Here is a 13,328-nt window from a genome sequence, read left to right on the forward strand (position 1 = left end):
AGCGTCACGCCGCTCCGGTCTCGGCGGCGAGCAGCGCCGCGTTGTGCTCGGTCACGAGGGCGTCGACGATCTCGCCGAGCGCCTCGCCTTCCATCACCTGCGGCAGCTTGTAGAGGGTCAGGTTGATGCGGTGGTCGGTGACGCGTCCCTGCGGAAAGTTGTAGGTGCGGATGCGCTCGGAGCGGTCGCCGGAGCCGACTTGGCCGCGCCGCTCGGCGGCCCGCTCGGAGTCGCGCTTCTGCCGCTCCTGATCGTAGAGCCTGGCGCGCAGCATCGCCATCGCCTTGGCCCGGTTCCGGTGCTGCGAGCGCTCCTCCTGGACGAACACGACGATGCCGCTCGGCACGTGCTTCACCCGGATTGCCGATTCGGTCTTGTTGACGTGCTGGCCGCCGGCGCCGCTCGACCGCATGGTGTCGATCTCGAGGTCCTTCTCGTCGATCGCGACGTCGACGTCCTCGACCTCGGGCAGCACCGCGACGGTGGCGGCCGAGGTGTGGATGCGGCCCGACGCCTCGGTGTCGGGCACGCGCTGCACCCGGTGCACGCCCGATTCGAACTTCAGCCTGGCGAAGGCGCCGGCGCCGCGGATCTCGGCGATGATCTCCTTGTAGCCGCCCATGGTGCCTTCGCTCGCCGACAGGATCTCGGTCTTCCAGCCCTGCTGGGCGGCGAAGCGCTCGTACATGCGGAACAGGTCGCCGGCGAACAGCGCCGCCTCGTCGCCGCCCGTGCCGGCGCGGATCTCGACGATGACGTTGCGCTCGTCCATCGCGTCCTTGGGAATCAGGGCGAGCCGGATGTCCTCCTCGAGGCGCAGCCGCGCCTCCTCCAGCGCCGTCCTCTCGTCGGCCGCGATGCTGCGCATCTCGGCGTCGCTCGCCGGATCGGCCGCGATCGCGGCGACGTCGTCGATCTCGCGCAGGATCTCCTTGTAGCGCGTCACCTTCTCGACGACCGGGTCGATCTCGGCGAGCTCACGCGAGAGCTTCACGAAGGTCTCGGGCGGCAGCTTGCCGGCGAGCTCCGCCTGGAGCGCGGCATGGCGCGTCACCACGGCGTCGAGCTTGGCTTGCGGCAGCATCGCGGGGCCTCAGAGGGTCAGGCCTTCGGCCTCGGCGAAGGCGGTGAGCTTGGCGCGCACCGAGGCGCTGCCGAGCGGCAGCGTCATCAGCGAGGCCACCAGGCGCTCCACCTTGCCGGCGTCGAGGTCGAGCAGCATCGCCTTCACCGGGCCGACCGCCGAGGGCAGCAGCGAGAAGGCGCGATAGCCCAGGGCCACCAGGGCGAGCGCGCCGATCGGCTTGGAGGCGAGCTCGCCGCACAGCGTCACCGACTTGCCGTGCGCGTCGGCGCGGTCGACGATCATCTTGAGGACGCGCAGCACCGGCACCGACAGCGGATCGAAGCGGTTGGCGACGCGGGCATTGCCGCGGTCGGCCGCGAACAGGAACTGCAGCAGGTCGTTGGAGCCGACCGACAGGAAGTCGACCCGCTCCAGGAGCTCGTCGAGCTGGAACAGCAGCGCCGGCACCTCCAGCATGGTGCCGACCTCGACCCGCTCGGGCAGCCGGTGGCCGTGCCGGCGCAGATGGGTCAGCTCGCGCTCGACCAGGCCCTTGGCCTCGTCGAACTCGTGCACCACGGCGACCATCGGGAACATGATGCGCAGCTCGCGGCCGGAGGCGGCGCGCAGCATGGCGCGCACCTGGCTGCGCAGCAGGCCGGGGCGGTCGAGGCCGAGGCGGATCGCCCGCCAGCCGAGCGCCGGGTTCTCCTCCTCGTAGTTGCGCATGTAGGGCAGCACCTTGTCGCCGCCGATGTCGAGCGTGCGGAACACCACCGGCTTGCCGCCGGCGGCGTCGAGCACGTTCCGGTACAGCGCGAGCTGCTCGCTGGTGCGCGGGAACTGGGCCGCCACCATGAACTGCAGCTCGGTGCGGAACAGGCCGATGCCGGCCGCCCCGGTCTCGGCGATGTGCGGCAGGTCGACTGGCAGGCCGGCATTGATCATCAGCGTGATCGGCTGGCCGTCCTTGGTGACCGACGGCCTGTCGCGCAGGCTGAGATACTGCAGCTGCCGGCGGGCTCGCAGCCGCACCCGCTCGACATAGGCCGCCTCCATGTCGGGCGTCGGCCGCACATGGACGTCGCCCGTGACGCCGTCGACGATGACGGCGTCGCCCGGATCGGCGAGGCCGGTGGCGTTCGGCACCTCGCCGACCGCGGCGATGCCGAGCGCGCGGGCGACGATGGCGACGTGCGAGTTCGGTCCGCCTTCCTCCAGCACGAGGCCGCGCAGGCGGTTGCGGTCGTAGTCGAGCAGCGCCGCCGGGCCCATCGAGCGCGCCACGATGATGGCGTGCTCGGGCAGCTTGTCGCGGGTCGGCGCGTGGTCGTAGCCGAGCAGCTGGCGCTGCAGCCGGTGCGCCAGGTCGTCGAAGTCGTGCAGCCGCTCGCGCAGATACGGGTCGGTCTGGCGCAGCATGCGGGCGCGGGTGTCGGACTGCACGCGCTCGACCGCCGCCTCGGCCGTGAGGCCGGTGAGCACCGCCTCCTCCAGCTTGTGCACCCAGCCGCGGTCGTGGGCGAACATGCGGTAGGCCTCGAGCACGTCGCGGTGCTCGCCGCCCTCCGCCACCTCGCCGCTCTCCAGCATCAGATCGAGCTCGGCCCGCAGCGTCTCGATGGCGACGCCGAGCCGGCGCAGCTCCTTCTGGACGTCGTCGGCGATGAAGTTGGTGATGACGACGCGCGGCTCGTGCAGCACCACGTGGCCGAGCGCGATGGCGTCGGTGAGGGCCGCGCCGGAGACGTGGACGGGGCGCCGCACCGCCGGCTCGGCGCCGGGCTGCGCCAGCGAGGTCAGCTCGCCCGAGGCGATCATCTCGGCGAGGACCATCGCGGTGGTCTGCAGCGCCTCGACCTCTTCCTCGGAATAGGTCCGCCGCGCCCGGTTCTGGACGACCAGGACGCCGAGCGTGTTGCCGGCGCGGAGAATCGGCACGCCGAGGAACGAGCGGTAGATCTCCTCGCCGGTCTCCGGCCGGTACGAGAAGGCCGGGTGCGCCTGGGCGTCGTTGAGGTTGATCGGGCTCGCCTCGGTGGCGACCAGGCCGACCAGGCCCTCGTCCGAGCGCATCACGGTGAGGTGGACGGCCTGCCGGTTCAGGCCCTCGGTGGCGTACAGCTCGAGCGTGCCGTCGACGCGCAGCACATAGACGGAGCACACCTCCGCGACCATGTTCGCGGCGATCAGCACCACGATCTTGTCGAGGCGTTCCTGCGCGCTGACCGGCTCCGCCATAACCTCGCGGAGGCGCCGAAGCAGCACGCGCGGACCGCCCAGCGCGCCGCGCATCGCGTGAGGTCCTTCAGGGTCGCATCACCAGGGGCCGGCCGGACGAGGCGTTCCGGGTCCGGGTCGGGGAATCGCGCCGGGGCGGGCCGGGTCTTGCGATTCCCTCACGGCTATAGCGAATGCGCCGTGTGCGCTGCAAGCGAAAGGACGTGCTGCGCCGCAGCTCTTTTCCTTATTGTCCAACGCTTTGCGACTGAACGGCTTTGTCGGCCCGGAGCGGCGCCCCGGAGGCGCCGCGGTGCCCCGGATCGGGCGGTCAGGCCTTGTCGAGCCCGTAGAGGCTGTGCAGCGTGCGCACCGCGAGCTCGGTGAAGGCGGCGTCGATCAGGAGCGAGAACTTGATCTCGGACGTGGTGATGGCCCGGATGTTCACGCCCCGGTCGGCGAGCGCCCGGAAGGCCGAGGCGGCGACGCCGGCATGGCTGCGCATGCCGACCCCGATCACCGAGATCTTGGACACGTCGGTGGCCGTGTCGAGTCGCTGGAACCCGATGGTCCCGCGGGCCTTTTCGATCGTGTCCTTGGCCCGCTCGAAGTCCGCCGCCGTCACCGTGAAGGTGAGGTCGGTGGTCTTGCCGTCGGCCGACACGTTCTGGACGATCATGTCCACGTTGATGTTGGCGTCCGACAGCGGCCCGAAGATGGCGGCGGCGACGCCGGGCTTGTCCTCGACGCTGCGCACCGAAATCTGCGCCTCGTCCCTGGAGAAGGCGATGCCGGTGACGACCTCGTGTTCCATGATCTCGGACTCGTCGCAAATCAGGGTTCCGGGAGGGGGCCGGTGCGGATCGATGTCCTCCGGCTTGTCGAAGCTCGATCGCACGAAGATGCGGACATTGTGGGTCATGCCGAGCTCGATCGAGCGCACCTGCATGACCTTGGCCCCGAGCGAGGCCATCTCCAGCATCTCCTCGAAGGCGATCTTGTCGAGACGGCGGGCCTTCGGCACCACCCGCGGGTCGGTGGTGTAGACGCCGTCCACGTCGGTGTAGATGTCGCAGCGGTCGGCCTTGATGGCGGCGGCGAGCGCCACCGCCGAGGTGTCGGAGCCGCCCCGGCCGAGCGTGGCGATCCGGCCGGTCTCGCGGTGGATGCCCTGGAAGCCGGCGATCACGGCGACCTGGCCGGCCTCGAAGCCGGCGATCAGCGGCGCGCCGTCGATGTCCATGATGCGGGCGGCGCCGTGCTGGTCGGAGGTCGCCAGCGGGATCTGCCAGCCCTGCCAGGAGCGGGCCGGAATCCCGAGCGCCTGCAGGGCGATGGCGAGCAGCCCCGAGGTCACCTGCTCGCCCGAGGCGACCACGGCGTCGTACTCCGCCTGGTCGTGCAGGACCGAGATGTCGCGGCAGAACTTGACCAGCCGGTTGGTCTCGCCGGCCATGGCCGAGACCACGACGGCGACCTGATGTCCGGCGTCGACCTCGCGCTTGACGTGCCGCGCCACGTTGCGGATGCGGTCGATATCGGCGACGGAGCTGCCGCCGAACTTCATCACGAGACGGGCCATGGCGGGTGGGTCGTCCTTCGAAGGCAACGGCGCGGGACGGCGCGTGCGCGGGCTTGCATCGCCCTGATCCCGGCGCGAAAAAGGCGCGTATACATAACGGCGGGCCCGGGCGATGGCAACGGGGCACGCCGGCATCGCAGCCTCCCGCCGGGCGGCGGCGTCGAACCCGGACTTCTCTCCGGCGCCGCCTCGGGGCGCGCGCCGAAACGCCTCGCGCGCCGGGGCATCACGGATCAGAGCATCACGGACCAGGGCATCGCATGAGCATCGATCTCGACAGATCCACCACGGTCGACGCGGCCGAAATCGCCCGCTTCGAGGCGATCGCCCGCACCTGGTGGGATCCCCGCGGCAAGATGGCGACCCTGCACAAGTTCAATCCGGTCCGGGTCGGCTGGGTGAAGGAGGCCGCCTGCGCCCGCTTCGGCCGCGACCCGCGGCGGATCGACGGCCTCGCCGGGCTGCGCGTCCTCGACATCGGCTGCGGCGGCGGCATCCTCTCCGAGCCGCTCGCCCGTCTCGGCGCCGAGGTGGTGGGGGCCGATCCGGCCACCACCAACATCGAGGTGGCGAAGCTGCACGCCGCCCAGGGCGGGCTGTCGATCGACTACCGCAACACGACCGCCGAGGCGCTGGCCGAGGCCGGCGAGCGCTTCGACGTGGTGCTGGCCATGGAGGTGGTGGAGCACGTCACCGACGTGCCGCTGTTCGTCTCGGTCTGCGCCGGCATGGTGAAGCCCGGCGGCCTGATGATCGCCGCCACCCTCAACCGCACCATGAAGAGCTGGGCGCTGGCGATCGTCGGGGCCGAATACGTGCTGCGCTGGCTGCCGGTCGGCACCCATCAGTGGGACAAGTTCGTCACCCCGCAGGAGCTCTCCTCCGCCATGGAGGCGGCCGGCCTCGTGGTCTCCGGCGAGACCGGCGTGATCTACAACGTGCTGGCCGATCGCTGGCAGCTCTCCCGCGACATGGACGTCAACTACATGATCACGGCCGAGAAGGCCGGGTAGGGCGGGGGCCCTGGTGGCGCGGTCCGGATCCTGAACCGCCCGTCGTGGCGAGGAGCGCCCCCGGTCCGCGCTGCGCGCGGCCCCGGGGGGCGCTCCGGGCGCGTCTCGAACCTTGTGGCCCGCGCGCGATGCGGCCGCCGGGGCGGCCCTCGCGCTTCGAGACGCCGCCTTCGGCGGCTCCTCACGGCGAGGACGGGACGCCGGCCCGCCGGCGAGCGGGCCCGGGCGGACGTGGTCGGGGCGAACCGTCCCTCCGAAACGAAACCGGCCCGCTTGCGCGGGCCGGTCCGTGACGCCTCTTCGTGTCCCGAAGAGATCAGATCTTGGTGGCCTTGGGGTCCTGGCCGTGCGCGATCTCGCGCGGCTTCTCGACCTCGTGCCAGATCTTCTTCTTGGTGAAGTACAGGAGCCCGGTGAGGACGAGCAGGAAGATCATCACCTGGAAGCCGAGCCGCTTGCGCGCCTCGAGATGCGGCTCCGCCGCCCACATCAGGAAGGCCGCCACGTCCTTGGCGTATTGCTGCGCGGTCTGGGGCGTGCCGTCCGTGTAGGTGACGAGGTCGTCCATCAGGGCCGGCGGCATCGCGGTCGCGTGACCCGGGTAGAACTTGTTGTAGTTGCCGCCGTCGGGAAGCTTGAAGTCGGCCGGCGGATCTTCGTAGCCGGTCAGATAGGCGGCGATGTAGTCCGGCCCGGCCTCCTGGTACTGGGTCAGCATGTCGAACACGAAGGTCGGGAAGCCGCGCTCGTAGGTGCGGGCCTTGGCCATCACCGAAAGGTCGGGCGGCGCGACGCCGTTGAAGGCGACCGCCGCGGCTTGCGGGTTCGGATAGGGCGACGGGAAGCGGTCGGCCAGCCGGCCGGGCCGCTCGAACATCTCGCCCTGGTCGTTGGGACCGTCCTTCACCTTGGCCTCGGCCGCCACGGCGGCGGCCTGCTCCGTAGTGAAGCCGGGACCGCCCGGTTCCGCGAGGTTGCGGAACGACAGCAGCGACAGCCCGTGGCAGGCGGAGCAGACCTCGCGATAGACCTGGAAGCCGCGCTGCAGCTGGGCGCGGTCGTAGGTGCCGAACGGGCCCGCGAAGGTCCAGGTCAGCTGCGGCGGCTTCGGCTGCTCGCCGGCCGCCTCGGCCTTGCCGGTTCCGGCGGCGAGGCCGACCAGCACGGCGAGCGCGACGATCGCGCCCGCCACGCCGACCTTCTTCTTGTGACCGCCCGTCGCCGCCTCGGTGATCGAGTCGGGCACCGGCAGCGGCTTCTCGATGAGGCCGATCACCGGGAGGATCAGGATGAAGTGCAGGAAGTACCAGGCCGTCAGGATCTGGGCCGCGATCACGTAGCCGCCCTCCGCCGGCTTGGCGCCGAGCCAGCCGAGCAGGATGCAGACCGCCACGAAGATCCAGAAGAAGATCTTGAACAGCGGCCGGTAGGTGCCGGACCTGACCTTGGAGGTGTCGAGCCAGGGCAGGAAGGCGAGGATCAGGATCGAGGCGAACAGCGCGATGACGCCGGCGAGCTTGTTCGGGATGGCGCGCAGGATCGCGTAGAACGGCAGGTAGTACCACTCCGGCACGATGTGGGCCGGGGTGACGCTCGGATTGGCCGGAATGTAGTTGTCGGCGTGGCCGAGATAGTTCGGCAGGTAGAACACGAACCAGAAGAACAGCAGCATGAAGGCCGAGAAGTAGAACAGGTCCTTCATGGTGGCGTAGGGCGTGAAGGGCACCGTGTCCTGGTCGGACTTGGGCTCGACGCCGGCCGGGTTGTTCTGGCCGACCACGTGCAGGGCCCAGACGTGCAGCACCACGAAGGCGACGATCACGAAGGGCAGCAGGTAGTGGAGCGAGAAGAAGCGGGTCAGGGTCGGGTTGCCGACCGAGTAGCCGCCCCACAGCCAGGTCACGATGGGCTCGCCGACCCACGGGATCGCCGAGAACAGGTTGGTGATCACGGTGGCGGCCCAGTAGCTCATCTGGCCCCAGGGCAGCACGTAGCCGAGGAAGCCGGTCGCCATCATCAGCAGGTAGATGATCACGCCGATGATCCACAGCACCTCGCGGGGCTCCTTGTAGGAGCCGTAGTACATGCCGCGGAACATGTGGATGTAGACGGCGAAGAAGAACATCGCCGCGCCGTTGGCATGGGCGTAGCGCATCAGCCAGCCGTAGTTCACGTCGCGCATCAGGTGCTCGACCGACGTGAAGGCGAGGTCGACGTTCGGCGTGTAGTGCATCACCAGGATGACGCCGGTGACGATCTGGATGACGAGGATGAACGACAGGATCGCGCCGAACGTCCACAGGAAGTTCAGATTCCTCGGCGTCGGATAGGCGACGAAGGAATCGTACATCAGGCTGACGATGGGGAGCCGCGCTTCGAACCACTTGAGGGCGGGATGCGTCGGCTGGAACTTGGAAGGTCCACTCATGATGGGTCTCTGTCCGGAGGGCGCTGCGGTCCGGAGGCCGCGTCAGCCGATCTCGATCTTGGAATCGGAAACGAAGCGATAGGGCGGGATCGCCAGGTTCAGCGGGGCCGGTCCTTGGCGGATGCGGCCGGAATCGTCGTAGACCGAGCCGTGGCAGGGGCAGAACCAGCCATTGTACTCGCCCGACTTGGCGATCGGGATGCAGCCCAGATGGGTGCAGATGCCGATCACGACGAGCCACTGCTCGTGGCCGGTCTTGGTCCGGTCCTGGTCGGTCTGCGGATCCTTGAGCTGGCTCATCGGCACGGACTGGGCCTGCTTCACCTCCTCCGCGGTGCGGTGGGAGATGAAGATCGGCTTGCCGCGCCAGGTCACCTTGATGACCTGCCCTTCGGTGATGGGGGCGAGGTCGACCTCGATCGGCGCGCCGGCCGCGATGGTCGAGGCGTCCGGGTTCATCTGGGCGATCAGCGGCACCAATGTGAACCCGGCCCCGATCGCGCCGACCGCGCCCGTGGCGATGTAGAGGAAATCGCGCCGGGTCGGCTCGGATGGCAATGACGGATTGGTCACAGTCTACGGTCCCTTTCGATACGATGGGCGGGCAACCCGGCGAGGGCCGACCCTGGTGGGGTCGGCAAGCGGGATCGGCCGCGGCCGAGCTCGCGTGCGGCGCAATCCGCGCCACCTTGAATTCTTTCTATTGGCACCCTTTGCCCGCGGAGCGCAAGCCCGTCCGGTTGCCCGGAGCCGCATATGGCAAATAGGATGAGGACGCCCTGGTCCGGCGTATTAACGGGGCGTCGCGGACCTGCCCGTGGAGGTGAGCCCGGTGCTGCCGAACGATCTGTATACAGGGTTCCTCGCCCGGCCGCGAAGGGCGGCTCGTTGACGCATGCGCATCGCCCTCTACGAGCCCGACATCCCTCAGAACACCGGGACGATCCTGCGGCTCGCCGCCTGTCTCGGCCTCGCCGCCGACCTGATCGAGCCGGCCGGGTTCCCCACCTCGGACCGGGCGTTCCGCCGCGCCGGCATGGACTATCTGGCTTACGTGGATCTGACGCGGCACGCCTCGTTCGATGCCTTCGAGGCGTTCCGCCGGGCGCGCGGCCTGCGTCTCGTCCTGCTCACGACGCAGGCGGCGACGCCGTATCCGGACCACCGCTTCTCGCCCGACGACGTGCTGCTGCTCGGCCGCGAGTCCGGCGGCGTTCCGGCGCGCGTCCATGCGGCGGCCGACGCCCGGCTGGTGATCCCGATGCGGCCCGGCCTGCGCTCGCTCAACATCGCGGTCGCCTGCGCCATGGTGGCCGGCGAGGCGCTGCGCCAGACCGGCGGCTTCGACCGGGTCGCCGACCGGGCGCCGGAGCGGCTTCCCGCGGCGCCGGTCCCACTCTAATCTCGCGAGATTAGCCGTGGAGGACGAGAGCGGTCGCCCTCGGTCCTCGGCCGCCGATCGGTGCCGGCGCCGGCGCGCCGTGCGGGCCGGCCGTCCGGTCCGCCGGCGTCGGTTCCGCAGCCGTCTGTAACGTATACGAAAAATCGGATGTGATCACATGGCCACCCCCGCCACTCCGCTCACCACCGCGACGGCTCCCGGGCCGGTCTCCTCGCCGCTGCCCGAGCCGGCCGTGCTCGACACCCGCAAGGGCGAGGCGCGGGCCTGGTTCGAGCGGCTGCGCGACGACATCTGCGCGGCCTTCGAGGCGATCGAGGACGACGCGCCGGCGGCCCTCTATCCGGACCCGCCCGGCCGCTTCGTCCGCACGCCGTGGCGGCGCACCGAGCGGTCCGGCGCCGACGGCGGCGGCGGCACGATGGCGATGATGCACGGCCGCGTGTTCGAGAAGGTCGGCGTCCATGTCTCGACCGTGCACGGCGAGTTCGCGCCGGAGTTCCGCAAGGACATTCCCGGCGCCTCCGAGGATCCGCGCTTCTGGGCGTCCGGCATCTCGCTGATCGCCCATCCCCGGAACCCGCACGCGCCGGCCGCCCACATGAACACCCGGTTCGTCGTCACCACGCGAGCGTGGTTCGGCGGCGGCGGCGATCTCACCCCGGTGCTCGACCGGCGGCGCACCCAGGACGATCCCGACACGGTGGCGTTCCACGCGGCGATGCGACGCGCCTGCGACGCGCATGCGCCGGTCGCCGCGTGGGAGCGGCTCAAGGCGTGGTGCGACGACTACTTCTTCCTCAAGCACCGCAACGAGCCGCGCGGCGTCGGCGGCATCTTCTACGACTGGCTCGATTCGGGCGACTGGGCGGCCGACTTCGCCTTCACCCAGGACGTCGGCCGCGCCTTCCTCGACGTCTATCCGCGGCTGGTGCGGGCGAACGTCGCGACGCCGTGGAGCGAGGCCGAGCGCGACGAGCAGCTGGTGCGCCGCGGCCGCTACGTCGAGTACAATCTCCTCTACGACCGCGGCACCGTGTTCGGCCTCAAGACGGGCGGCAATGTCGAGTCGATCCTGTCGTCGATGCCGCCGCTGGTGAAGTGGCCGTGAAGCCGCCTCCGGGGCCGCCGGCGCCGGGAGGTCGAACGAGGCACGCATGCGCATCCGCGAGGTCGGGATCGTCGGCTATCGATCGCTGCGGGCCCTGCGCTTCCCGGCCGGCCCGCTGACCGTGTTCGTCGGCGCCAACGGTGTCGGCAAGAGCAATCTTTATCGTTCTTTGCAACTTCTGCAGGGCTCGGCGGCCGGGAGCCTGGCGCGCGAGCTCGCCGCCGAGGGCGGCATGCAGTCGGCCCTGTGGGCCGGCCGGCGCCGCGGCGACCAGCCGGTGCGCATCAAGCTCGATGTCGAGATCGGCGACGACGCCGCGTGCTTCGCCTATGCGGTCGAGGCCGGCCTGGTGCCGCCGACCGGCGCGGCGTTCCAGTTCGAGCAGCAGGTGAAGGAGGAAACGCTGGTCCTCCGGACCGGCCGGCGGCCGCTGCCGCTGCTGGAGCGGCGCGGCCCGCGGGCCTCGGTCACCGACGAGGGCGGACGCCGGCAGGCCCTCGGCGGCGCGCTGCTCGCCTCCGAGACGGCGCTCGGTGCCATCCGCGACACGGCGCACCATCCGGAGATCGACCTCGTCCGTCGCACCATGCTGGACTGGCGCTTCTATCACGACCTGCGCAGCGACCGGGCCTCGCCGCTCCGCCAGCCCTGCCTCGCCGTCACGACCCCGACCCTGTCGTCCGACGGCGCCGACCTCGCCGCCGTGTTCGCCACCCTGGTTCACATCCGCCAGGACACGGCGGACCTCGACGCCGTGATCGACGACGCCTTTCCGGGCGCCCGGCTGATCGTGCCGGTGCCGGAGCGCACCGCCTCCTTCGGGCTGGTCTTCCCGGACTACCCCAAGCGCGTGTTCGAGGCGGCCGAGCTGTCGGACGGCACGCTGCGCTACCTGGCGCTCGCCGGGGCGCTGCTCGGCTACCGGCTGCCCGGCTTCGTCGCGCTGAACGAGCCGGAGGCGAGCCTGCATCCCGATCTGCTGGAGCCGCTCGCCCGCATGATCGTGCGGGCGGCGCGGCGCAGCCAGATCTGGGTCGTCACCCATTCGCAGCCGCTGGCCCAGGCGCTCGCGCGGGAGGGCGGCGTCACGCCCCGCACCGTGATCAAGCGCGCCGGCGAGACCTGGATCGAGGGCCTGCGCCTCGGCGGCGACTTTCTGGACGACGAGGAGGAGGAGAGCGAGGAGGCGTGACCGGGGAAGCGCGAGGAGGGCGGTCGCCTCCCGGCCCGGCGCGGGCGAGCAGTCCGGGCCGGCCGCGAACGAAGTGCGGCACGGCACGTTTCTCACCAGCACCGTCACGTCGGGACCGGAGGGCGCGAACCGCCGCCTGCCGACCAGGGAGGCGCGCCATGCCGCAGGACGTCGAGATGCAGGAGGGGCCGACCCGCAGGGATCGGCCGCTGCACCGCCCGGCAGGGTCCGGGCGGCGTCCGCCCGCCGTCCTCTTCGCGCGGCCGGCCTGGCGCGCCGCGCTGGCGGCGCTGCTGATCGCCGCCTCGGCGCTCGGATCGCCCGCGACCGCCGAATCGCCCCGGCCCGACGACCTCGAGGCGCTGCGCGCCGCGGCGCTCGACGCCGTCAACCGCGACCGCCGCCGGCACGACCTGCCGGCCCTGTCGCCGGAGCCGGCTGCCGAGGCCGCCGCGCAGGCGCATGCGGCCGACATGCTGGCGCGCGACTATTTCGCGCATCGCTCGCCGGAAGGCGGGACGGTCGCCGACCGCCATCAGGAGGCGGGCGGAAGCCGCTGGCGGCTCACCGCCGAGAACATCGCCCGCTGCGAGGCCTGCACGCCCCCCGCCGACCGTGACCGGGTGGAGCGGCTGCAGGAGGGATGGATGAACAGCCCCGAGCACCGCGCCAACATTCTCCGCCGCGGGCTGTCCGGCTTCGGCTTCGGCCTCGCGGCGAGCCGGAGCGGCGGCCTCTATGCGGTCCAGGCCTTCGCCGGACCCGGGACACCGCGCGGACTGTCGTCCGGCGAGACGGCAAGCGCGATTCCGCCCGATGCGCAGGTCCGGCAGGCGCTCGACCGGGTCAATGCGGCGCGCCGCGAGGCCGGCCATCGGCCGCTCGATGCCAGCCCGGCTCTGACCGAGGCGGCCGCATCGCTGCTGCCGGCGTCCGACGCGCGCGACTTCGCTCTCGGCGACCGCATCGACCTGTTCGGCCACCTGCCGGCCGGCGCGCGACGCAGCTGGGCGTCGCTCGGCATGCTGGCCGCCGTGTGCGGCGGCTGCGGGACACGGCCGACCGACGCCGACGTCGCCTTCTTCACCGGCCAGTGGCTCGATGCGAAGGGACGCGACCGCATGATGGATCCGGACGCCACCCATCTCGGCTTCGCGGTCGCCGCGAACGGCGACGGCAAGAAGATCGGCCTCGCGCTGCTCGGAACCGCCCGCTGAGGCGTCGGTGCGGCACGCCGTAGGAGGCGAAGATCGGGGCGACCAAGACCGAAATCATCAAGTGGATGTTCGGGACGACCGGCGGCCAGACCCTGGTCAT

Annotated in this window: 10 protein-coding genes; 5 read left to right on the top strand and 5 right to left on the bottom strand. The window is 71.0% G+C overall.

All coding sequences use genetic code 11. The features are described from left to right. Positions 1-4: 4 nt before the first annotated feature. From prfA to J2S22_RS03755, 3 genes are all read right to left on the bottom strand, one after another. Complete coding sequence (prfA, locus tag J2S22_RS03745; protein WP_272775776.1) at positions 5-1,084, bottom strand: peptide chain release factor 1; 1,080 nt, start codon at positions 1,082-1,084, stop codon at positions 5-7. Positions 1,085-1,093: 9 nt separating this feature from the next. After that, a complete protein-coding gene (gene ptsP, locus J2S22_RS03750; RefSeq protein WP_272775775.1) occupies positions 1,094-3,361 on the bottom strand; it encodes a phosphoenolpyruvate--protein phosphotransferase in 2,268 nt (755 codons plus the stop codon). A 256-nt stretch (positions 3,362-3,617) separates the two neighbouring features. Then, positions 3,618-4,868 (bottom strand): aspartate kinase, encoded by a 1,251-nt coding sequence (locus J2S22_RS03755; RefSeq protein ID WP_272775774.1) that lies wholly within the window; start codon positions 4,866-4,868, stop codon positions 3,618-3,620. Between the two features lie 260 nt (positions 4,869-5,128). Between J2S22_RS03755 and ubiG the strand changes: the two genes are divergently transcribed. Then, positions 5,129-5,881 carry a bifunctional 2-polyprenyl-6-hydroxyphenol methylase/3-demethylubiquinol 3-O-methyltransferase UbiG gene (gene ubiG, locus J2S22_RS03760; RefSeq protein ID WP_272775773.1) on the top strand — a complete coding sequence of 251 codons (753 nt, stop codon included), beginning with the start codon at positions 5,129-5,131 and terminating at the stop codon, positions 5,879-5,881. A 316-nt stretch (positions 5,882-6,197) separates the two neighbouring features. On the opposite strand, the gene J2S22_RS03765 is transcribed toward ubiG, so the two are convergent. Next, positions 6,198-8,309: a cytochrome c1 gene (locus J2S22_RS03765; RefSeq protein WP_272775772.1), complete on the bottom strand. Its 2,112-nt coding sequence runs from the start codon at positions 8,307-8,309 to the stop codon at positions 6,198-6,200. A gap of 42 nt (positions 8,310-8,351) precedes the next feature. Then, positions 8,352-8,882: a ubiquinol-cytochrome c reductase iron-sulfur subunit gene (gene petA / locus J2S22_RS03770; protein ID WP_272775771.1), complete on the bottom strand. Its 531-nt coding sequence runs from the start codon at positions 8,880-8,882 to the stop codon at positions 8,352-8,354. Between the two features lie 322 nt (positions 8,883-9,204). On the opposite strand from petA, the gene J2S22_RS03775 reads away from it, so the two are divergent. The 4 genes from J2S22_RS03775 (at position 9,205) to J2S22_RS03790 (ending at position 13,228) form a co-directional block, all read left to right on the top strand. Further along, positions 9,205-9,711 (top strand): tRNA (cytidine(34)-2'-O)-methyltransferase, encoded by a 507-nt coding sequence (locus J2S22_RS03775; protein WP_272775770.1) that lies wholly within the window; start codon positions 9,205-9,207, stop codon positions 9,709-9,711. Positions 9,712-9,868: 157 nt separating this feature from the next. Beyond that, entirely contained in the window at positions 9,869-10,819 is a 951-nt protein-coding gene (gene hemF, locus J2S22_RS03780) for an oxygen-dependent coproporphyrinogen oxidase (RefSeq protein ID WP_272775769.1), read from the top strand. 46 nt (positions 10,820-10,865) lie between these two features. After that, positions 10,866-12,011, top strand: coding sequence for an AAA family ATPase (locus J2S22_RS03785; protein ID WP_272775768.1), 1,146 nt, complete (start codon positions 10,866-10,868; stop codon positions 12,009-12,011). A gap of 158 nt (positions 12,012-12,169) precedes the next feature. Beyond that, entirely contained in the window at positions 12,170-13,228 is a 1,059-nt protein-coding gene (locus J2S22_RS03790) for a CAP domain-containing protein (RefSeq protein WP_272775767.1), read from the top strand. Positions 13,229-13,328: the final 100 nt, after the last annotated feature.

This window comes from Rhodoplanes tepidamans, from assembly GCF_030813915.1.
Taxonomy (GTDB): domain Bacteria; phylum Pseudomonadota; class Alphaproteobacteria; order Rhizobiales; family Xanthobacteraceae; genus Rhodoplanes; species Rhodoplanes tepidamans.